The following is a 22244-nucleotide window of genomic DNA, read 5'->3' as shown; positions in this document are numbered from 1 at the left end:
CGGATCGACACAGGAAAATTGCCATGTCCCGTATTCAGCAGACCTTCGCCGCGCTCGCCGAACAAGGCCGTAAGGGCCTGATCCCGTTCATCACGGCCGGCGACCCCGATCCGGCCAAAACCGTCGAATTCATGCACGCGCTCGCCGAAGGCGGCGCGGACGTGATCGAACTCGGCGTGCCGTTCTCGGACCCGATGGCCGACGGCCCCGTGATCCAGCGCTCGTCGGAACGCGCGCTCGCGCGCGGCGTCACGCTGACGAGCGTGCTCGCCGACGTGAAGCGCTTTCGCGAAACCGACCCCAAAACCCCCGTCGTGCTGATGGGCTATGCGAACCCGATCGAGCGGATGGGCGTCGACACGTTCGCGGCCGAAGCACAGGCGGCCGGGGTCGACGGCGTGCTCGTCGTCGACTATCCGCCGGAAGAGGCGGGCGTATTCGCCGAGAAAATGCGCGCCGCGCAGATCGATCCGATCTTCCTGCTCGCGCCCACGTCGACCGACGAACGCATCGCCGACGTCGGCAAGATCGCGAGCGGCTACGTGTATTACGTGTCGCTCAAGGGCGTGACCGGTGCAGGAAATCTGGATGTTTCGAGCATTGCGGGTAAAATCCCGGCCATCAAGTCGCGCGTGCCGGTTCCGGTCGGCGTCGGCTTCGGTATCCGCGACGCCGAAACGGCGCGCGCGGTGGCCGAGGTGTCGGACGCCGTCGTGATCGGCAGCCGCCTCGTGCAGCTGCTCGAAAGCGCTGCGCCGGAGGGTGCCGCCGCCGCGCTGAAGACGTTCATTGCCGAGCTGCGTGCCGCCCTGGACGGCGCGGGCAAGACGGCGCGATAAACACAACACAGGAAGCGGGAGCGGGCCGGTTGGCCCGCCCCGCCACGGAACAGGAAACCATACGATGAGCTGGCTCGACAAACTGTTGCCGCCGAAGATCAAGCAGACCGACCCGAAAAGCCGCAAGGGCATTCCGGAAGGCCTGTGGGTCAAATGCCCGTCCTGCGAGGCCGTGCTGTACCGCAACGACGTGGACGCGAACCTGCACGTGTGCCCGAAGTGCGATCACCACATGCGCATCGGTGCACGTGAGCGCCTCGACGGGCTGCTCGATCCGGAAGGCCGTTACGAGATCGGCCAGGAAATCGTGCCGGTCGACACGCTGAAGTTCAAGGACAGCCGCAAGTACCCCGATCGTCTGAAGGAAGCGATGGACGATACGGGCGAAACCGACGCGATGGTCGTGATGGGCGGTGCGATCCACACGCTGCCGGTGGTCGCGGCCTGCTTCGAGTTCTCGTTCATGGGCGGCTCGATGGGCTCGGTGGTCGGCGAGCGCTTCGTACGCGGCGCGCAGAACGCGCTGGAACAGCAAGTGCCGTTCATCTGCTTCACCGCTTCGGGCGGTGCGCGGATGCAGGAAAGCCTGCTGTCGCTGATGCAGATGGCGAAAACCACCGCGATGCTGACCAAGCTGTCGGAAGCCAAGCTGCCGTTCATTTCGGTGCTGACCGACCCGACGATGGGCGGCGTGTCGGCGAGCTTCGCCTTCCTCGGCGACGTCGTGATCGCCGAACCGAAGGCGCTGATCGGCTTCGCCGGCCCGCGCGTGATCGAGCAGACAGTTCGCGAGAAGCTGCCGGAAGGCTTCCAGCGCGCCGAATTCCTGCTGAAGACGGGCGCGATCGACATGATCGTCGACCGTCGCAAGATGCGCGACGAGATCGCCCAGCTGCTCGCGCTGCTGCAGCGGCAACCGGCCGACGCGCTGGCCTGACCGGCGCGAGGTTGTGAACACTGCGCGTCGCCTGGCTTCAGCGTCAGGCGACGCGCTTCGTTTTTTGGCGTAGTGGCGATCCCGATCCAGATTTGAACCGATGAGCACTTTTCCCACTCTCGACGCGTGGCTTTCGCATCTCGAACGCGCGCACCCGGTCGGCATCGACATGGGCCTGACCCGCATCGGGCAGGTCAAGGCGGCGCTGCAGCTCGAATTCGCGTGCCCCGTCATCACCGTCGGCGGCACGAACGGCAAGGGCTCGACCTGCGCGTTCCTCGAGACGATCCTCGTGCGCGCCGGCTACAAGGTCGGCTGCCACACGTCGCCGCACCTGCTCGAATTCAACGAGCGCGCGCGCGTGAACGGGCAGAACGTCACCGATGACGAACTGCTGCCGCACTTCGAGGCCGTCGAAGCCGCGCGCACGTCGCTGCCCGAGCCGGTGTCGCTCACGTACTTCGAATTCACGACGCTCGCGATCCTGCACCTGTTCGCCTCGCGCGGGCTCGACGCGGTGATCCTCGAAGTCGGCCTCGGCGGCCGGCTCGACGCGGTCAACATCATCGATACCGATTGCGCGATCGTCACGAGCATCGACATCGACCACACCGAATACCTCGGCGATACGCGCGAGAAGATCGCGTTCGAGAAGGCCGGGATCTTCCGCGCCGGCAAGCCGGCGATCTGCGGCGATCCGGCCGCGCCGCAAACGCTGATCGACCACGCCGAAGCGATCGGCGCCGACCTGTGGCTGGTCGGCCGCGATTTCCGCTACGAGGCGCAGGCAGGCGCGGAGCGCCAGCAGTGGAGCTACCTCGGCCGCGAGAAGCGCTATCCGGCGCTTGCGTACCCGGCGCTGCGCGGGGCGAATCAGCTGATCAATGCGTCGGCCGCGCTCGCCGCGCTCGAAGCGCTGCGTCCGGTGCTGCCGGTGTCCGCGCAGGACATCCGGCTCGGCCTCGCTAACGTCGAGCTGCCGGGGCGCTTCCAGGTGCTGCCCGGCAAGCCGGCGATCGTGCTCGACGTCGCGCACAACCCGCATGCGTCGGCCGTGCTCGAGCAGAACCTCGGCAACATGGGCTTCTTCCCGTACACGTACGCGGTGTTCGGCGCGATGCACGACAAGGACATCGACGGCGTGCTGCAGCACCTGAAGGGCGAGATCGACCACTGGTGCGTGACCGACTTGCCGCTGCCGCGCGCGGCCTCCGCGGAGCAGCTCGAAGCCGCGCTGCGCAAGGCCGGCGTGGAGGAGGGGCCCGATTCGAGCGTCACGCGTTACACGTCGCCTGCCGAAGCGTTTCGTGATGCACTAAAAAGAGCATCCGAGAATGATAGAATCGTGGTTTTCGGCAGTTTCCATACGGTTGCCGGCGTGCTGGCCTACCGTAAATCGCAGCAACACTGACTGACGGGCAGTTTCGGACTCAGCCATTCATGGGAATTTTCTCGTTCGGCAAGAAAGACGACGACGCGCCCCCGCGGCGCGGCGGTCGCACCGGGACCTCCCGGAACGTGCGCACGGAGCGCACCACTGAACGCGTCGAGCGACGCTCGCGCCGCACCGAGCGTCCGGAATCGGACGCGCTGCTCCTCGATCCGACCCTTCCAGAAAAGCAACGCGCGCGCCGTCGCCTCGTCGGCGCGATCGCGCTCGTCGTCGCCGCCGTGATCGTGTTGCCGATGGTGCTCGACTCGCACCCGAAGCCGGTCACGGACGACATCGCCATCGACATTCCGAACCGGCCCGCGCACCAGGCGGTCGCACCGCGCGACGATGACGCGTCCGACGTACAGGCAGGCGTCGCGCACGACGAACCGCCGGCATCCGATGTCGCCGTTGCGGCTGCACCGGCGCCCGCGCCGAAGGATGCCGACAAGCCGGCCGCGAAACCCGATACCACGACCACGGCGAGCGTGACGCCGCCGAAGCCCGCGCCGAAACCGGCCGCCCCCGTGGCGAAGCCGGCCGCGCCGAAGCCTGCGCCCGCGCCCGCGGCCGTCGCGCATGCCGACGCCGCCAGCCCGGACAGCAGCGACGCTTCGTCGCCGTCGTCGCCGGCCGGTGCGCGTTTCGCGGTGCAGCTCGGTTCGTTCAAGGACGACGCGACGGCCCGGTCGTGGGCCACCAAATTGAAATCGGCGGGTGTGCCCGCATATGTCGAGCATCGCAAGCAGGCAGACGGCAGCACGGCTACACTGTTGCGTGCGGGCCCGTTCGCGGATCGTGCGGCGGCTTCCGCCGCGATCGCGAAGGTGCGCGAAGCCGGTCTGACGCAGTAACGCACGATGCTGACGGCTTTCGACTACGCTGTATTGGCGGTGATCGCGTTGTCTGCGCTGCGTGGCGCGTGGCGCGGTTTCGTGTCCGAGATTTTCGGGCTGATCGGCTGGATCGCGGCGATCGTGATCGCGGGCCGCTACGTCGGACTGGTCGTGCCGTATATCCCGGCGAACTGGCCGGGTGGTGCGCTGACGCAGTGGGTGATCGCCTTCGCGTTGGTCGTGATCGGCGTGGTGCTGGTCGCCGGCGTGGCGAACGCGCTGCTGTCGCGGATCGCGCAGGCGAGTGGCCTGGGCGGCGTCGACCGCTCGCTGGGCATGATGTTCGGGCTCGTCCGCGGCTGCGTGCTGGTGGTGCTGCTGGTCGCGGCGGCGGGGCTGACCGAACTGCCCAAACAGGAATTCTGGCGCAATGCGCTATTGCGTCCTTTCGCCGAACAGGGCGTGCACGAGCTGAAGCAGCTCCTGCCCGACGGCATGGCCCAGTACGTACGCGTGTGACGACGCGGCCGGGCAGGACGGAACCGATTTTGTCATTCTGAAGGACATGCCATGTGCGGCATCGTAGGCGTTATCTCCCAATCCCCGGTCAACCAGCTGATCTATGACAGCCTGCTGCTGCTGCAGCATCGCGGTCAGGACGCGGCGGGCATCGCGACGGCGGACGGCAGCAATTTCCACATGTACAAGGCGAACGGCATGGTGCGCGACGTGTTCCGCACGCGCAACATGCGCAGCCTGCCCGGCACCTACGGCATCGGCCAGGTGCGCTACCCGACCGCCGGCTCGGCGTCGAGCGAAGCCGAGGCGCAACCGTTCTACGTGAACGCGCCGTTCGGGATCATCCTCGCGCACAACGGCAACCTGACGAACTGGCAGCAACTGAAGGACGAGATGTTCCGGATCGACCGCCGGCACATCAACACCAATTCCGACAGCGAAGTGCTGCTCAACGTGTTCGCACACGAGCTGCAACTGTCGACCACGGGCCTCGAGCTCGATCCGGCCTCGGTGTTCAAGGCCGTGTCGGGCGTGCATCGCCGCCTGCAGGGTTCGTACGCGATCGTGTCGCTGATCGCCGGCTACGGCCTGCTCGCGTTCCGCGATCCGTTCGGCATCCGCCCGCTGTGCATCGGCAAGCTCGAGACCGAAAACGGCACCGAATGGATGGTCGCATCGGAGTCGGTGGCCGTCGAAGGCATCGGTTTCGAATTCGTCCGCGACGTGCAGCCGGGCGAAGCGATCTTCATCGATCCGGCCGGCAACTTCCACAGCCAGCAGTGCGCGGAGCAGCCGACGCTGAATCCGTGCATGTTCGAATACGTGTACCTCGCGCGCCCGGATTCGTGTCTCGATGGCGTGCCGGTCTACAACGTGCGCCTGCGCATGGGCGACTATCTCGCCGAGAAGATCAAGCGCGAGCTGCCGAACGTGCCGATCGACGTCGTGATGCCGATTCCCGATTCGTCGCGCCCGGCTGCGATGCAGGTCGCCGCGAAGCTCGGCGTCGAGTATCGCGAAGGCTTCTTCAAGAACCGTTACGTCGGCCGTACCTTCATCATGCCGGGCCAGGCCGTGCGCAAGAAGTCGGTGCGCCAGAAGCTCAATGCGATGAGCATCGAGTTCAAGGACAAGAACGTGCTGATCGTCGACGATTCGATCGTGCGCGGCACGACCTCGCATGAAATCGTGCAGATGGCGCGCGATGCGGGCGCGAAGTCGGTGATCTTCGCGTCGGCCGCGCCGCCCGTGAAGTTCCCGAACGTGTACGGCATCGACATGCCGACGCGCGGCGAACTGGTCGCGCATGGCCGCACCGACGAAGAAGTCGCGAAGATCATCGGCGCCGACCACCTGATCTATCAGGACGTCGACGATCTGCGCCGCGCGGTGCGCGACATCAACCCGAAGCTCGAACGCTTCGAGGCGTCGTGCTTCGACGGCAACTACATCACCGGCGACGTGACGCCCGAGTATCTCGATGCGATCGAGCGCGCGCGCCTCACGCCGGCATCGCAGGCCGATCGCGACACGGCCGGCGACACCGAACGCTCGCAGATGAACCTGCAGTTGTCGGTCGAGTGACACCGGCGCACGCTTTTGACGAAGCGTGATAGGATGTCGCCATGCGTCGATTTGATATCAGCTTGCGGACGCGGGGCGACTTCCCAAAACAGCTAAAGCGAAGGCCGGTGGCAACCGGCCCGAGTCGATCGCTGTCGTACCGCACCGAAGCCCGCTGATGCCGACGCATAGCGGGCTTTTTGTTTTGGCCTGGTTTTGACTGGGTTCGCGCCACCCGCGCGACCATCGAATACGGAAAACGGAACATGGACGACTCCCTCAACTTCGACACGCTTGCCGTGCGCGCGGGCACGCTGCGCAGCGACTTCAACGAGCACTCGGAAGCGCTGTTCCTCACGTCGAGCTTCTGCTTCCAGAGCGCGGCCGACGCGGCCGAGCGCTTCGCGAATTCGGAAGACTACTTCACCTATTCGCGCTTCACGAACCCGACCGTCACGATGTTCCAGGAGCGTCTCGCGGCGCTCGAGGGCGGCGAGGCGTGCATCGCGACGGCGTCGGGGATGGCCGCGATCATGTCGGTCGTGATGGCCGCGCTGCAGGCCGGCGACCACCTCGTCAGCTCGCGCAGCCTGTTCGGCTCGACGCTCGGGATGTTCTCGCAGATCTTCAGCAAGTTCGGGATCACGACGACCTTCGTCGACCCGACCGACCTGAACGCATGGCAGGAAGCGGTGCGCCCGGAAACGAAGATGTTCTTCCTCGAGACGCCGTCGAACCCGCTGACCGAACTGGCCGACATCGAGGCGATCGGCAAGATCGCGAAGGCGTCGAACGCGCTGTTCGTCGTCGACAACTGTTTCTGCAGCCCGGTGCTGCAGCAGCCGCTGAAGCTCGGCGCGGATGTCGTGATGCACTCGGCGACGAAATTCCTCGACGGGCAGGGCCGCGTGCTCGGCGGCGCGCTGGTCGGCTCGAAGGAATTCATCATGGGCAAGGTGTTCCCGTTCGTGCGCAGCGCGGGCCCGACGCTGTCGGCGTTCAACGCGTGGGTGCTGCTGAAGGGGATGGAGACGCTGTCGCTGCGCGTCGAGAAGCAGTCGGCGAATGCGCTGGAAATCGCACGCTGGCTCGATTCGCATCCGGCGGTTGCGCGCGTGTTTCACCCGGGCCTCGAATCGCACCCGCAGCACGAACTCGCGAAGCGTCAGCAGAAGGCGGGCGGCGCGATCCTGTCGTTCGAGCTGAAGGGGGACACGCCCGAGCAGCAGCGCGCGAATGCGTGGCGCGTGATCGACAACACGAAGCTGATCTCGATCACCGGCAACCTCGGCGATACGCGCACGACGATCACCCATCCGGCGACGACCACGCACGGCCGCATCACGCCGGAAGCGCGTGCGGCAGCAGGGATCAGCGAAGGGTTGATCCGCTTGTCGGTCGGCCTCGAAGACGCAGGCGACCTGCGCAAGGATCTCGCGCGCGGGCTGGAAGGCTGAACGCGGCACGTCACGCATGTCGTGACGTGATTTGACGTGACGCATGGACGAAGGGCCGGTCGCTTGCGTGACCGGCCCTTCGTTTTGGTGTCGATGCAAATCGCCCGGCTTACCCGGCGGGATGCCCGTCCGCATGCGCGTCGTTGCGCATCGCCTCCACCATCCATCGCAGCGTTTCGTCGAGCGGCGTGACGGGCAGCTCGCCCACCGCGCGCCGCAGCTTGTCGCGCGACCCGCTCAGGCGCTTCACCTCGTTGTGCCGCACGAAACGCGGATCGATCGTCACGTCGATCACGTAACCGGCGATGCGCGACAGCATCGCCAGCACTTCCTTCAGCGAATACGCGCGCTCGGAGCAGACGTTGAACGTCTCGCCGGCCGGTGCGGCCTCGACCAGCTTCAGGTACGCGGCCGTCACGTCGCGCACGTCGGAGAAATCGCGGCTCACGTCGAGATTGCCGAGCGAGATGCGCGGTGCGTTGCGCGCGTAGTGCGCGACGAGCTTCGGCAGCAGGTAGGCATCGCTCTGGCCGACGCCCGTGTAGTTGAACGGCCGCGCGATCACGATCGGCAGCCGGTCGGCCCACAGCTTCGCCGCGTATTCCATCGCGAGCTTGCTGACCGCGTAGTCGTTCGCCGGGGCCGGGGCGACGGTTTCGTCGAGCACGCCGGCCGTCGAGTTGCCGTAGATATTCGCGCTGCTGGCGAGCAGCACGGCCGACGGGCGTCGGTCGAGGCCCGCGAGCGCGGCCAGCAGGTTGCGCGTGCCGACGATATTGACCGCGTAAGTCTGCGACGGCTCGTCCTGCGCGACGTGCGCGCGCGCGGCGAGATGCACGACCGCATCGGGCCGCGCGTCGGCGGCCGCCGCGCGCATCGCATCCGCATCGAGCAGGTCGACGGGCAGCAGCGTGCAGTGCGCGAAAGCCGGATCGTCGGGCCGTGCCGTGCCGGGCGCGACCGTGCCCCAGACCTCATAGCCGGCCGCCTGCAGGCGTTCGGCCATGTAGCGGCCGGTGAAGCCCGTCAGGCCGGTGACGAATGCACGGCGCGACGGGCGTCCGGCTTCAGAACGTGTCATGGTGTTGATTCCGCGTCAAATCCGCTTCGACCATCATCTGGCAAAGTTGTTCGAGCGTCGTCTTCGGTTCCCAGCCGAGTTTGGCTTTAGCCTTGTCCGCGCAGCCGATCAGCAGATCGACCTCGGCAGGGCGGTAGAACTTCGGATTCACTTCCACGAGCACGTTGCCGGTCGCCGCGTCGAGGCCGCGTTCCTGCTCGCCCTTGCCGGTCCATTCGATCTGGTAGCCGGCCGCCGCGAACGCCATCCGCACGAAATCGCGTACGGTCTCGGTGCGGTTGGTTGCCAGCACATAGGTATCGGGTTCGTCGGCCTGCAGCATGCGCCACATGCCTTCGACGTACTCGAGCGCGAAGCCCCAGTCGCGCTTCGCGTCGAGGTTGCCGAGCTCGAGGCGGGTCGCCTTGCCGAGCTTGATCTTCGCGATGGTGTCGGTGATCTTGCGCGTGACGAACTCGCGGCCGCGCAGCGGCGACTCGTGGTTGAACAGGATGCCGCTGCTGCCGAACAGGCCGTACGACTCGCGGTAGTTCACCGTCATCCAGTGCGCGTACAGCTTCGCGACGCCGTACGGGCTGCGCGGATAGAACGAGGTCGCTTCCGTCTGCGGAATCGACTGCACCTTGCCGAACATCTCGGAGGTCGACGCCTGGTAGAAGCGCGTCTTCGGGCTCACGACGCGGATCGCCTCGAGCAGGTTCAGCGGACCCAGGCCCGTCACTTCGGCGGTCGTCGCCGGCTGGTCGAACGACACGCCGACGAAGCTCTGCGCGGCGAGGTTGTACAGCTCGTCGGGCTGCGTGCGTTCGAGCAGGCGCAGGCTCGAGCCGGCGTCGGTCAGGTCGTGCTCGACGAGCGTGAGGTTCGGGTGCGTGTCGACGCCGAGCTCGGCGATGCGCCAGAAATTCACCGAGCTGGTGCGGCGGTAGGTACCGGTGACTTCATAGCCCTTGTCGAGCAGCAGCTTGGTCAGGTAGGCGCCGTCTTGCCCCGAGATCCCGGTGATGATGGCCTTCTTGCGAGTTTGGCTCATGACGTTGTCCTGGTAGAAACGATGGATGATGAAATTCAGGCGGTCGTGCCGGCGGCGGCCGGCAGCGCGCGGCGTGCGGGGCCGCGCGTCAGGCGCCGTTCGAAGCCGTACCAGCTCACGGTCGCGTACGCGAGCGTGATCGCGAGCGCCAGCGCGGCCGTGACGAAGCGGTTAAGGTGCAGCGGCCACAGCGCGTACAGCACGCTGAGGTGGATCAGGTACACGGTGTAGCTGACGGTGCCGACGTAGACGAGCATCGGGTTCGTCAGCACGCGCTGCACGAGGCCGCGGCCGCGCAGCGCGATCACGACGATCGACGTGCACAGCAGCAGCGAGATGCTGTAGAGCGCGGCATTCGACAGCGGCGTGTTCGCGGCGCGAAAGCGCGGGAACGACAGGTGCAGCCAGCCGAGGATCGCGAGCGACACGAGCGCGCCGACGATCGCGAGCGGATAGAACGGCTCGAGCGCGCGCCGGTCGCGGCGCAGCACGATCGCGAGCAGCGCGCCCGCGGCGAGCAGGTCCATGCGGAACGGCGTCAGGTAGTAGATCGGCCAGAACGAGTCGAACCACGGCGTCGCGATCGCGCGCAGCACGGGGGCCGCGACGATCAGCGCGGCGGCGACCCACAGCAGCGCGCGCTCCGAGCACCACAGCACCACGAACGGCCAGAAGATATAGAACTGCTCCTCGACCGCGAGCGACCACAGCACGTTCAGGCTGTCATGGCCGATGCTGCCGAGCGACAGCCCGATGTTGGTCGAGAAGAACGCGAACCACGGCCAGTGCGGCAGCCAGCCTGCGCCGAACAGGATCGTCGACACCACCAGCAGCAGCACGTACGGCGGCAGGATGCGACGCACGCGGCGTGCGTAGAAGTGGCTGAAGTACGACTGCCCGCGCGCCTTGCGATCGAGCAGGATGCCGGTGATCAGCAGCCCGCTCAGCACGAAGAACAGGTCGACGCCCATCCAGAGCGGCGCCTTCAGCGCGTGCTGCAGGAACACGGCGCCCACCGCGATCGCGCGCAGCCCGTCGAGCTGAACGATGCGGCCGTGTTGCGGCGGGGTGAGGTCTGAGGGTCGCGAGATGCCCGTCATCGCGCCGCTCCTTCGCGACGCGCGACGTGAGCCGGGGCGTGTCGCACATCCGATGCGTAAACGTGAACGTAATGCATGCCATTAAATGAAATATCGAATCGAAATCGATTCTAGGGAAAAGAAATCGGCAAAAAAACGCGCGTCATTTATCTGACGGCAAATATCCAAATGCCGATTATTCCTGTCGCGGGATGAAAGGTCGGCGCCCGGGCGGCCCCGTCAGGCGGTGGAAGGCGGCATTTTCTACGGGGCGGAAACCGAAGGGCGGTCGTTATTGCCGCTTTCGGGCGCCTTTTCGGCTCTGTTCCGGTTCGATATTTCACGCGGAAACATCCCCAAATATTTCCAAATTTCTTGTGATTATTTTTGCTTGTAACCTGCATCGCGACGTTTGAAACCCATTTAGCGACAGGGTGCGCCGGCGGCAGTCCTTGCGGCGGCCCGGCCGCTGTTGCATCAAGTATGGAGAAGCGCATTGCGACGTCTGATTCTGGTAGGCATGACGGTATGCGTGACGCTGCTGACGAGCGCCGCACCGGCCGAAACGGTGTTGCCCGCGACGACGTCGTGGATCGGCAATACGTTCGGCTATGGCGACGGCAGCTGGACGCAGATCGACATCCGCGCGATCGCGGTGACGCCTGAAGGCAAGGTGTATACGAATGCGCCGTGGGACGAGAGCGGGGCCGAGGCGAGCGTCTACCAGGACGGGAAGATGCTCGGCTTCGCCGGCGGCACGCACGGCTGGGGCAACCTCGGCGGCAGCGCGATCGCGGTGAACAGCAAGTACGCGTATGTCGCGATCGGTGTCGGCAACGAGCGCGGCCACCTGCAGTCGCCCGGCATCTGGCCGGACAAGGGCAAGCAGTGGTTCGGCATCTCGCGTCGCACGATCGGCGACCTGAAGCAGCCCGCGCCGTTCCGTGCGGCGCCGCAGGTCGCGCCGGGCGGCCGCGCGGACACCGGCCGCGCGCGGATGGCCGCGAGCTTCATGATGATGAACGAGGTCGCGGCGCCCGCGCGCTCGGAAGTGGGCGAGCAGAAGGCGGAAGTCGGCGGCCTCGCAGCCGACGACAAGACGCTGTTCGCGACGAATCCGTCGCGCGACGCGGTGAACGTGTACGACGCGGAGACCATGCAGCAGAAGGGCACGTGGAGCGCGCACGAGCCGGGCCGCCTCGCACTCGCGGGCGACGGCACGCTGTGGCTGCTCACGGATACGCTCAACGGGCCCGCGCACCTCGTGCACGTGCGCGCGGACGGCCGCAAGCTCGACGACGCGCCCGCGCTGCCGGAAGGCACCGACGCGGTGGACGTGGCCGTCGACGCGAAAGGGCGCGTGCTGGTGGCGGACAACGGGCCGCGCCAGCAGATCCTGATCTTCTCGAAAGGCGGCAAGGGTTATGCGCCGTCGGGCACGCTCGGCGAGCGCGGCGGCATCTTCGCGGGCCCGGTGCCGGGCCGGCCGGGGCCGCAGCGCTTCAACGGGCTGACGGGCGTCGGGGTCGACCGCGCGGGCAACATCTACGTGTCGATGAACGGCATCGGGCCGCGCCACGACACGATCGGCGCAGGGCTCGGCGCGGTGCTCGAAAGCTACACGCCGGACGGCAAGCAGCGCTGGCAGGTGCAGGGGCTGCTGTTCGTCGACGGCGCGTGGCTCGACCCGGCGCGGCCGAACAGCGTGTACACGGGCAACAAGCGCTTCGAGCTCGACCTGTCGAAGCCGCCGGGCCAGGACTGGAAATACGTCGGCTTCCTGTCGAACCGCTTCAAGTATCCGGACGATCCCGTGTTCCACACGGACCAGTATCCCGGCATGCCGTTCGCACGGCGCCTCGACGGCCGCACGTTCCTGTACCTGACCGACATGTACGCCGATCACCTGAAGATCTACCGCTTCGACGCGAAGCGCGACGGCGAGGTCGCGATTCCGTCGGGCCTGATCGCGGGGCGTGCGCGACCGGTCGACAAGGTGCCGAACAAGCCGCCGGGCGGCGACTGGCTGTGGCGCGACGCGAACGGCAACGGCCGGATCGATGCCGACGAGGCCGAGATCAACACGACGGGCAAGGCGAAGGCGGGCGGCTGGGGCTGGTGGGTCGACACGAAGGGCGACATCTGGCGCACCAGCGACGTGCGCGGCATCCACCGCTTCCAGTACGGCGGCGTCGACAAGGCCGGCAACCCGATCTACTCGTACGACAAGGTCACGACCTATCCGATGCCGCAGCCGTTCACGCAGTTGCGCCGCGCGATCTACGAGCCGCAGACCGACACGCTGTACGTGACCGGCTACACGGCCGACGCGCCGCCGCAGCCGGGCATCAACAAGGAAGTGGGGCGCGTGCTGATCCGCTTCGACAAGTGGTCGACGGGCTCGCCGGTCGTGCGTTACCAGGTCGCGCTGCCGTGGCAGCTCGACGCGAAGCCGATCTTCGACCTGATCGGGCTCACGGTCGAGGGCCGCTACCTGTTCGGGGTGGAGCCGGTCGGCAAGATCCACGTGTACGACAAGGAAACCGGCAAGGAAGTGGGCGTGATGAGCCCGGGCGCCGAGGTCGGCAAGGCGTCCGGCTGGGTCGACGTGCCGTTCGGCATCAGCGCGTTCCGGCGCGAGAACGGCGAGTACCTCGTGTTCGTCGAGGAAGACGCACGCGGCAAGGTGCTGATGTATCGCTGGAAACCGTGACGGGCGACGTCACACAAGGCAGAAGCATGGACAAAGGCATACTCAAGAACGTTTCGATCAACTTCATCGGGCTGATCCTGCCGACCTTCGTGTCGCTGGTGACGGTGCCCGCCTATATCCACGCGCTCGGCGTCGAACGCTACGGCGTCGTCAGCCTCGTGTGGACGCTGATCGGCTATTTCGGGATCCTCGATCTCGGGATGAGCATGGCCGCGCAGAACCACATCTCGAAGGCGCTCGCGAGCGGCAACGCCGACGAAAGCGCGCGCGTGTTCTGGAGCGCGTTCTGGCTGAACCTCGGCACCGGCATCGTCGGCGGGCTGCTGATCTATTTCGGTGCGTTCGTCTACACCGCGTACTTCACGAAGGTGTCGGCGGCGATGCAGCACGAGGTGTATCTCGCGCTGCCGTGGCTCGCGCTCGCGATTCCGCTGGCGAACGTGTCGTGGGTGTTCGCCGGCGCGATCAACGGCGCCGAACGCTTCGGCGTGTTCAACACGAACCAGACGATCGGCACGTTCCTGTTCCAGCTGCTGCCGCTCGGCGCCGCGTGGTGGATCGCGCCGAACCTGCAGACGGTGCTCGCCGCGGCGGTCGTCGCGCGGCTGATCGCGGCGGTGATGCTCGGCCAGGCCAGCATCAAGGTGCTCGGGATCCGGCGCATCGATCCGCCGCAGTGGGGCACCGCGAAAGGGCTGTTCAACTTCGGCGGCTGGATGCTGATCGCGAGTACGACGAGCATGATCGCCGACACGCTCGACCGCGTGATGCTCGGCGCCGGCATGGGCGCGAAGTTCGTCACCTACTACACGGTGCCGCAGAACCTCGTCACGCGCCTGAACATGCTGCCGAACGCGCTCGTGCGCACGCTGTTCCCGCGCCTGTCGGCGGTGGGCCGCGACCATGCGGACACGCTCGCGCGCCAGTCGCTCGAATTCCTGAACGGCGTGTTCACGCCGGTCGGCATCGTCGCGATCTTCGCGCTCGCGCCGTTCCTCACGCTGTGGGTGGGCGCGGATCTCGCCGCGCATTCGGCGCCGGTCGGCCGCGTGCTGGTGATCAGCGTGTGGCTCGTCGGCCAGGCGAGCGTCACGCGAATCCTGATCCAGTCGCAGGTCAACCCGGCCCGCGCGGCGTTCGCCGGGCTCGTCGAGATGCCGTTCTTCGTCGGCGGCCTGTGGTTCGGCATTCATCACTTCGGGCTGATCGGCGCGGCGGTGGTCGTCGCGGCGCGCGCGCTCGTCGACTACGGCGTGCTGCTGTACCTGTCGGCGATCCGGATGCGCGCGATCGTGCTCGACATGCTCGCGCACCTGGCCTTCCTGCTCGCAAGCCTGTTCCTGGCGCAGGCGTGGCCGGGGCTCGTCGAGTCGATCGGCATGTGCGCGGTCGTGCTGCTGTTGAATGTTGCGTGGTCGCTCACGATGACACCGGGGTTGCGTGCGCTAGTGCGCGACTTGTTCGTCCGTCTCAATGCGAGGAGAACAGTATGAATCGCGATCTGGCGGAACACGCCGTATTGAATCTCGCCACCGCCGATGCGGCCGTGGCCGAAGCGGGCGACGCCGCCGCGCTGCGCCGGGCGCTGCCGGCCGAACGGGCCAGCGCGCGCCATCCGACGCGCGCGCTGCGCGTGGCGATCGTCCACGACTGGCTCGTCACCTATGCCGGAGCCGAACGCGTGCTCGAGCAGATCGTCGCGTGCTTTCCCGACGCGGACCTGTTCAGTCTCGTCGACTTCCTCGACGATCGCGCGTTCGTGCGCGGCAAGCCGGTGACGACGTCGTTCATCCAGAAGCTGCCGTTCGCGCGCACCAAGTACCGCAGCTACCTGCCGCTGATGCCGCTCGCGATCGAGCAGCTCGACGTGTCCGAGTACGACCTGGTGATCTCGAGCAGCCACGCGGTCGCGAAGGGCGTGCTGACGGGGCCCGACCAGGTGCATATCAGCTACGTGCATTCGCCGATCCGCTATGCGTGGGATCTGCAGCACCAGTATCTGGAACAGTCGAACCTCACGCACGGGCCGAAGTCGCTGCTCGCGCGGATGATCCTGCATTACATCCGCAACTGGGACACGCGCACCGCGAACGCGGTGGACGGTTTCGTCGCGAACTCCGCGTTCATCGCCCGGCGCATCAAGAAGGTCTACCACCGCGACGCGGCGGTGATCTTCCCGCCGGTCGACGTCGACGCGTTTTCGCTGAACGCGGAGAAGGAGGATTTCTACCTGACCGCGTCGCGGATGGTGCCGTACAAGAAGATCGACCTGATCGTCGAAGCCTTTTCGCGCACGCCCGAGCGCAAGCTCGTCGTGATCGGCGACGGCCCCGAGATGCAGAAGATCCGCGCGAAGGCGGGCCCGAACGTCGAGATCATGGGCTACCAGCCGTTCGCGGTGCTGCACGACCGGATGCGGCGCGCGAAGGCGTTCGTGTTCGCGGCCGAGGAGGATTTCGGGATCTCGGTGGTCGAGGCGCAGGCGTGCGGCACGCCGGTGATCGCGTACGGCAAGGGCGGCGCGCTCGAAACCGTGCTCGACCCGCAATCGGACCTGAACCCGACCGGGCTCTTTTTCGACGAACAGACGCCGCACGCGATCGTCGCGGCCGTCGACGATTTCGAGCGTGCGCCGCAGCGCTTCACGCCGACCGCCTGCCGCACGAACGCGGAGCGGTTTTCCGCCGATACGTTCCGGCGGCGCTTCCTCGACTACGTGGAGGCGGCGCTGCCCGGCTCGACCGCGCAGCGCGGTACGGCCATCGCGCCGATGCCGGCCGCGCGCGGCCCGGCGACGCTTGTGCTCGACCAGAGCGGCGTGCTCGGCGGCGCCGAGCTGTCGCTGCTCGAGATCATGAAGCACATGCGCGCGAACGCCGATGTCCTGCTGTTCGACGACGGCCCGTTCCGCGCGGCGCTCGACGAGATCGGCGCGCGCGTCGACGTGGTCGACCAGGGCGCGCTCGCGGGCGTGCGCAAGCAGGGCGGCGTATCGGCCGGCGCGTTGAAGCAGCTCGTGCGGCTGGTGCGCGACGTCGCGCGCCGCGCACGCCGCGCCGAGGTGATCTACGCGAACACGCAGCGCGCGATGGTGGTCGCCGCGCTGGCCGGGCGGCTCGCGCGCAAGCCGGTGGTGTGGCACCTGCGCGACATCGTCAGCACCGACCATTTCGGCAGCAAGCAGTTGATGGCGATCAAGTACTGCGCGCGGCTCGGCGTCACGCGCGTGATCGCGAACTCCGATGCGTCCGCGCAGGCGTTCCGGACGTTGACGGGCTTCACGCCGCAGCACGTCGACGTCGTGTTCAACGGCATTTCGGCCGAGCCGTTCGACGCGCTGGAAGGCGTCAGCCAGGCCGCGCTGCGCACGCGCCTCGGGTTGCCCGAAAACGCGTGGCTCGTCGGTTCGTTCAGCCGCCTCGCGCACTGGAAAGGGCAGCACGTGCTGCTGGAAGCCTCCGCGCGGCATCCCGACATGCACGTGGTGCTGGTCGGCGCGCCGCTGTTCGGCGAGGACGAATACGCGGCGCAGCTGCACGAATACGTCGCGCGGCACGGGATGGACGAGCGCGTGCATTTCCTCGGGTTCCAGCGCGACGTGGCCGCCTGCATGACGGCGGTCGACGTCGTCGCGCACACGTCGATCACGCCCGAGCCGTTCGGGCGCGTGATTGTCGAGGGGATGCTCGCGCGCCGGCCGGTCGTCGCGGCCCGTGCGGGCGGCGTCGTCGAGATCATCGAGGACGGCGACAACGGGCTGCTCTGCGCGCCGGGCGACGCGGCCGCGCTGGCCGACGCGCTGGCTACGCTGAAGCGCGACGGCGCGCTGCGCGAGCGGCTCGTCGCGAGCGGGCGAGCGACGGCGGTGCGCCGGTTCGGCACCGAAACCTACGTGGAGCGGGTCGAGAAGATCCTCGCGGATACGGCGAAGGCCGCGAAGGCGAAGAAGCGGTAAGCGGCGCGAGCCGGCGGGAAACGGGCCCTCATGCGGCGGTGTGCTGCGTGGGGGCTTTGTGTTTCAGCGTAGGGGGCCTTTGTCGGGCGGGTGATGGGCGGGTTGTTGTGCGCCGCGTGGGGCGTGCTTGGCCGGTCGTTGATTGGGACGGCGTGGTTGGCGACGCGAGAAGGCGGCGCCAGAACGTGACGCCAGAACGTGACGCCAGAACGTGACGCCAGAACGTGACGCCAGAACGTGACGCCAGAACGTGACGCCAGAACGTGACGCCAGAACGTGACGCCAGAACGTGACGCCAGAAGGCCGCGCCCAGGCAGTCCCGATGGTGAAAGGCGGTCGAGGGCGGCTCATGCGGGCCGTAGCGCGGCCCGACGCCCGAAGGCTACCCACCCCCCGCCAACCCGGTATGCCGGCGCGCTCAGGCCATGAAAAAGCCCCCGCGCAGCGCACCGCCGCGCGAGGGCTCGGGAAAGCGTTCCGGCCGGATCAAACAGCCCGTTCGGGCGCCGGCGTCACGACCCGAGCGGGGCGAGCCGGCTTGAAGCTGGCCGACCACGTCATCGCGGGCCGTTCGAACATCCGGTAGAACACATACGCGACCGGGATCGCGGCGGCCATGAACGCGAACGACGGCCAGATCGACAGCTGCAGCTCGGAATGGAACAGCACCGAGCCGAGGCAGACGAACAGCGGCAGGTGGATCAGGTACAGCGAGTAGCTGAAGTCGCCGAACCAGCTCAGCACGCGCAGCGGCGGCGTCGGGCGCGGCGGACGGGCAAGCGCGCGGTACAGGAAGCACGCGAAGCCGGCCGACCACAGCTGGAACGCGCCGTACTGGCCGAAATGGAACGCGCCGCAGCCGGCGGCCAGCAGCACGGCGGCCGCGCCGTACCACGCGCGCGACGGCACGGCGGCCGCGCCGCGGGCCGGCTGCGCGCGCACGTCGGCGATCCACGCGCCGATCGTCCAGGACAGCCAGTACGACGTGAAGAACTGCAGGTCGTGCCGTTCGAGCAGCCACGCCGACGCGACGTTGACGAGCGCGACCGCGGCCACGACCGCCGGCATGCCGATGCGCCGGCGGATCGCGAACAGCAGCGGGTAGATCGCGTAGAACTGCACTTCGAGCGACAGCGTCCACAGCGCGCCGTTCGACCCGTATGTGTAGCCGGCAACGCCCTGCAGCGAGAACAGGTTCACGAGGAACGCGACGAGGCCGACGTCGCGGATCTTGTGGCTGACGGGCTCGATCTGCAGGCTGACCGAGTCGAGGGCGAGCGTAAACAGCAGCGCGGCGAGCAGCACCGGGTAGATGCGCGCGAACCGGCGCACCCAGAAGTTCGGCGCGTCGAGCCGGTACGCGGGATCGGCCGCGAGCTTGAGCGCCGCGTTGCGATGGATGCAGTAGCCGCTGATCACGAAGAAGATCGGCACGCCGGCGGAGCCCCACGCGAACGGGAAGGTCAGGTAGCCGGCGATCGCGCTCGGGGTGAGCGCATGGCCGTAAGCGTGATGGAAGCTTTGCATGCCGACCCAGACGACCTGGCGGCAGTGGAAATAGGCGACGAGCAGCGCCGCGAAGCCGCGCATCGCGTCGATCACGTGTTCCTTGTGATCGGCGACGGGCGGCGCGGTCAGAGACGATCCGCTGAAAGCTTGCATGCGATTCGATTCCTTGCGACGGATGGACGGGGAGTTTCATCCAATCGTAATGCGCAAGAATTCGATCAATGAATAAAAAAATCTCGCCGGGAAATATCGCAATTCCACATCATGGGTTTATCGCGATCAGAAAGCGGTTCCGCGAGGCGGGTCAATTATTTACCGATTTTTTTCTGATAGTTTGAAGCTCCAGTTGATTGATGCAAGGAGCGGCAAGATGGACATGCATTGGATCGCGAGCGCTGCAGTACTGCTGGTCATGGCCGTGCTGTCGGCGTACCGTGAGGCGCTGAAGAACGAACCGATTCGCCCGGGTCTCGAACGGGGCGGCGTGCCCTATATCGAGGAATTCGAATCGTAAGAATTTGTATCTGGAAAATCGGTAATTTGTTTCTGCCTCGGCACTCGGTTCGGCAATATCGACCGGGTTGAAAGGATTATATTTTTTCCGGAATCATTGGGCAATCAGTCCATATCGAAAATGAGCGGAGTCGAATTGGCAGTACCGTCGATTCTCGATATGCCGTTCGGAACACAATCGCGCCGGGTCGCTGGTCGACGCGGCGCAGTCAACGCAATCAGGATGCGAACATGTTGAAAGTCACCAAGGCCGTGTTCCCCGTCGCCGGTCTCGGCACGCGGTTCCTCCCGGCAACGAAGGCGAGCCCGAAGGAAATGTTGCCCGTCGTCGACAAGCCGCTGATCCAGTACGCGGTCGAGGAAGCGATCAACGCAGGTATCACCGAGATGATCTTCGTCACCGGCCGCAGCAAGCGCGCGATCGAGGATCACTTCGACAAGTCCTACGAGATCGAGGCCGAGCTCGAGGCGCGCGGCAAGGAAAAGCTGCTCGAACTGGTGCGCGGCATCAAGCCGAGCCACGTGAACTGCTTCTACGTGCGCCAGCCGGAAGCGCTCGGCCTCGGCCACGCGGTGCTGTGCGCGGAGAAGCTGGTGCACGGCGAGCCGTTCGCGGTGATTCTCGCCGACGACCTGCTGCACGGCGAACAGCCGGTGCTCAAGCAGCTCGTCGACGTGTTCGACCACTATCACAGCTCGGTGATCGGGGTCGAGACGATCCCGCGCGAGGACAGCCGTTCGTACGGTGTCGTCGAAGGCCGCGAATGGGAAGAGGACATCATCAAGCTGTCGGGCATCATCGAGAAGCCGGCGCCGGAAGATGCGCCGTCGAATCTCGGCGTGGTCGGCCGCTACGTGTTCATGCCGACGATCTTCGATCACCTGCGCAAGCTCAAGCCGGGCGCCGGCGGCGAGCTGCAGCTGACCGACGCGGTTCAGTCGCTGCTCGCGAACGAGCAGGTGCTCGCGTATCGCTACTACGGCACGCGCTTCGACTGCGGCAGCAAGATCGGCTATCTCAAGGCCACCGTCGAGCTCGCGCTCCAGCATCCGGAAGTGAGCCGCGAATTCGAGGCCTACCTGCGTACCTGCTTGCCCGCGCTGGCTGCTGTCGCCTAAGCAGCCGCGCGCTCCGTTGTTTCAGGTGGTGGTTGTTCCGTTGGCCCCGGCCGCTCGCGCGCCGGGGCTTTTTTGCGTGTGCGGGTGCACCAGTGCACGATCGCCGTGCGTGCGGTCGGGGTGCGTGTCGTGGCGGACCGGCTTCAGGATCGGGGTGGCGTGCGGAGCGGGGCGCGCCGACGAGAGCGGACGTCACGGCTGAAACCGGTGCCGCGACGGGCGCCCGGATCACAGGATCGGCGGTTCGATTGCGCGATGCGCATCGACGTTCGTGACCGCATCGTTTTTGCCGGCGCCGGTCGATGACGCGACGGCTCGAGTGTTGAGCGTCAGCGCCGGGGTGTGGCGTGAAGCACCGCTTCCCCGCTCAACCGTTGCCGCGATCGTGCCGTGTTCAACGCGCCGACGTGCTCGGCCGTGCGACGAAATACCGGGCCAGCATCGCGGCGACCGGCTTCTTGAAATCGAGCAGCCGCTTTTCCAGATAGCGCCAGGACAGGTGCGCGAGCAGCACGGCGAGCGCGAACTGCAGCATTTCGGGTAGCGTGTCGCGGACGATTTCAGGGATGGCCACGTGCCCGACGTGCGCCGGCAGCACGCCGAAACGCGCCGGAATCAGGTTGTGGAACAGGTAGAAGCCGTAGCTGATCGTGCCGAGATAGGCGAGCGGCGCCCAGTCGAGCAGCGCCACGACCGGATGCTCGGGTTCGCTGACGATCCACAGCAGCAGCGCGCCGAGCGATGCGGACAGGCCGAGATCCGCGAGCCCCGCGATCGCGTCGGGCAGGGGCGTGCAGGCAGGCAGCACGAGGAAGAACACGACGCCGGCCGCGCCGAGCCAGCCGGGCGGAACGCGGCGCACGGCGGCCGCTCCGCGATCGGCGAGCGCCATCGCGCCGACGCCGCCGAGCGCGATCAGCGCGAAGTTCCACGGGGAAAACGCATAGATCAGCACCGGCGACGCGTCGCACAGGTAGAGCGCGAGATGCGCGAGCGCGCACAGTGCGATGGCTCCGATGCCGAGCGCGACGTGTCGCGCGGCGGGCACCGCGAGCAGCGCGAGCGGCGCGATCAGATAGAACTGCTGTTCAACCGCGAGGCTCCAGAAGTGCGACGTGGAGCCCGGCCAGCCATCCTTGACGGCGCCGATCCAGTAATTCGACAGGAACGCCGCGTGCCACGCGAGCCCGAGATTGACGCCGCGCTGGTAGAACAGCGCGTGCGCGATCGCGAGCGCGGCGAGCAGCAGGTAATAGACGGGAAAGATCCGCAGCGCGCGTTTCGCGAGGAACAGCGCGAGCGCGTGGCGGCGCGTCATGGTGTCGCGCTCGACCGCCTGGCGGTTGCGATGCAGCTCGCCGACGATCAGGAATCCGCTGATGAGGAAAAACGTCCACACGCCAAGCTTGCCGACGTCGACGGCAAGGACGTGGCCCTTGTGGGACAGGAAAACGAGGATGACGGCGAGGGCTCGCAGGCCGTCGAGTCCTTTGACGTATCTGGCTTCGCGCATGGAGGCATCCGGGCATTGAGCGAGCCCAGTATAGGTGCGCAAATATCGAACGTAATTCGCATTCGGGTGCCTACGTGAAGGCGTTTTTTGATGCTGGAGCGTCGATGAAATCGGTCGCATGCAAAAAAACCTGCGGGAAACCCCGC

General features: G+C 66.7%; 17 protein-coding genes. 12 read left to right on the top strand and 5 right to left on the bottom strand.

The window, feature by feature from the left end:
• Positions 1–23: 23 nt before the first annotated feature.
• From trpA to CFB45_RS25455, 7 genes are all read left to right on the top strand, one after another.
• Complete coding sequence (gene trpA, locus CFB45_RS25485; RefSeq protein ID WP_089427939.1) at positions 24–839, top strand: tryptophan synthase subunit alpha; 816 nt, start codon at positions 24–26, stop codon at positions 837–839.
• 64 nt (positions 840–903) lie between these two features.
• Entirely contained in the window at positions 904–1776 is an 873-nt protein-coding gene (gene accD / locus CFB45_RS25480) for an acetyl-CoA carboxylase, carboxyltransferase subunit beta (protein WP_089427938.1), read from the top strand.
• A gap of 100 nt (positions 1777–1876) precedes the next feature.
• Positions 1877–3187 carry a bifunctional tetrahydrofolate synthase/dihydrofolate synthase gene (gene folC / locus CFB45_RS25475; RefSeq protein WP_089427937.1) on the top strand — a complete coding sequence of 437 codons (1311 nt, stop codon included), beginning with the start codon at positions 1877–1879 and terminating at the stop codon, positions 3185–3187.
• 29 nt (positions 3188–3216) lie between these two features.
• A complete protein-coding gene (locus CFB45_RS25470; RefSeq protein WP_089427936.1) occupies positions 3217–4062 on the top strand; it encodes an SPOR domain-containing protein in 846 nt (281 codons plus the stop codon).
• Between the two features lie 6 nt (positions 4063–4068).
• The gene (locus CFB45_RS25465; RefSeq protein WP_069251156.1) at positions 4069–4563 is read left to right on the top strand and encodes a CvpA family protein; all 495 of its coding nucleotides are present in this window, start codon (positions 4069–4071) and stop codon (positions 4561–4563) included.
• Positions 4564–4614: 51 nt separating this feature from the next.
• Positions 4615–6147: an amidophosphoribosyltransferase gene (gene purF, locus CFB45_RS25460; protein ID WP_089427935.1), complete on the top strand. Its 1533-nt coding sequence runs from the start codon at positions 4615–4617 to the stop codon at positions 6145–6147.
• A 245-nt stretch (positions 6148–6392) separates the two neighbouring features.
• Complete coding sequence (locus tag CFB45_RS25455; RefSeq protein ID WP_089427934.1) at positions 6393–7583, top strand: O-succinylhomoserine sulfhydrylase; 1191 nt, start codon at positions 6393–6395, stop codon at positions 7581–7583.
• Positions 7584–7692: 109 nt separating this feature from the next.
• On the opposite strand, the gene CFB45_RS25450 is transcribed toward CFB45_RS25455, so the two are convergent.
• From CFB45_RS25450 to CFB45_RS25440, 3 genes are read right to left on the bottom strand one after another with little or no spacing between them, the layout of a single operon-like run.
• Positions 7693–8664 (bottom strand): NAD-dependent epimerase/dehydratase family protein, encoded by a 972-nt coding sequence (locus CFB45_RS25450; RefSeq protein WP_089427933.1) that lies wholly within the window; start codon positions 8662–8664, stop codon positions 7693–7695.
• Positions 8651–9697: a GDP-mannose 4,6-dehydratase gene (gmd, locus tag CFB45_RS25445; protein WP_089427932.1), complete on the bottom strand. Its 1047-nt coding sequence runs from the start codon at positions 9695–9697 to the stop codon at positions 8651–8653. Before gmd ends, CFB45_RS25450 begins: the two co-directional genes overlap by 14 nt.
• A gap of 35 nt (positions 9698–9732) precedes the next feature.
• Positions 9733–10797, bottom strand: coding sequence for an acyltransferase family protein (locus CFB45_RS25440; protein ID WP_089427931.1), 1065 nt, complete (start codon positions 10795–10797; stop codon positions 9733–9735).
• A gap of 499 nt (positions 10798–11296) precedes the next feature.
• Here CFB45_RS25440 and CFB45_RS25435 point away from each other — a divergent pair, with 499 nt between their 5' ends.
• The 3 genes from CFB45_RS25435 to CFB45_RS25425 are packed head-to-tail and all read left to right on the top strand — an operon-like array spanning position 11297 to position 17444.
• Positions 11297–13489, top strand: a complete 2193-nt coding sequence (locus CFB45_RS25435) for a hypothetical protein (protein ID WP_179255123.1) — start codon at positions 11297–11299, stop codon at positions 13487–13489.
• A gap of 26 nt (positions 13490–13515) precedes the next feature.
• Positions 13516–14982, top strand: a complete 1467-nt coding sequence (locus CFB45_RS25430) for a flippase (RefSeq protein ID WP_089427929.1) — start codon at positions 13516–13518, stop codon at positions 14980–14982.
• Entirely contained in the window at positions 14979–17444 is a 2466-nt protein-coding gene (locus CFB45_RS25425) for a glycosyltransferase family 4 protein (protein ID WP_179255101.1), read from the top strand. Before CFB45_RS25430 ends, CFB45_RS25425 begins: the two co-directional genes overlap by 4 nt.
• 486 nt (positions 17445–17930) lie before the next feature.
• Here the strand turns inward: CFB45_RS25425 and CFB45_RS25420 are convergent, their stop codons facing one another.
• Positions 17931–19106, bottom strand: a complete 1176-nt coding sequence (locus tag CFB45_RS25420) for an acyltransferase family protein (protein WP_089427927.1) — start codon at positions 19104–19106, stop codon at positions 17931–17933.
• Between the two features lie 217 nt (positions 19107–19323).
• Here CFB45_RS25420 and CFB45_RS39115 point away from each other — a divergent pair, with 217 nt between their 5' ends.
• Positions 19324–19467, top strand: a complete 144-nt coding sequence (locus CFB45_RS39115; RefSeq protein ID WP_006479318.1) for a hypothetical protein — start codon at positions 19324–19326, stop codon at positions 19465–19467.
• 230 nt (positions 19468–19697) lie between these two features.
• The gene (gene galU, locus CFB45_RS25415; RefSeq protein WP_011548079.1) at positions 19698–20585 is read left to right on the top strand and encodes a UTP--glucose-1-phosphate uridylyltransferase GalU; all 888 of its coding nucleotides are present in this window, start codon (positions 19698–19700) and stop codon (positions 20583–20585) included.
• Positions 20586–20979: 394 nt separating this feature from the next.
• Here the strand turns inward: galU and CFB45_RS25410 are convergent, their stop codons facing one another.
• Entirely contained in the window at positions 20980–22098 is a 1119-nt protein-coding gene (locus tag CFB45_RS25410) for an acyltransferase family protein (RefSeq protein WP_089427926.1), read from the bottom strand.
• Positions 22099–22244: the final 146 nt, after the last annotated feature.

It is taken from the genome of Burkholderia sp. HI2500 (genome assembly GCF_002223055.1).
In the GTDB taxonomy this organism is placed as follows: Bacteria; Pseudomonadota; Gammaproteobacteria; order Burkholderiales; family Burkholderiaceae; genus Burkholderia.
This window is presented reverse-complemented; position numbering and strand designations above follow the sequence as displayed.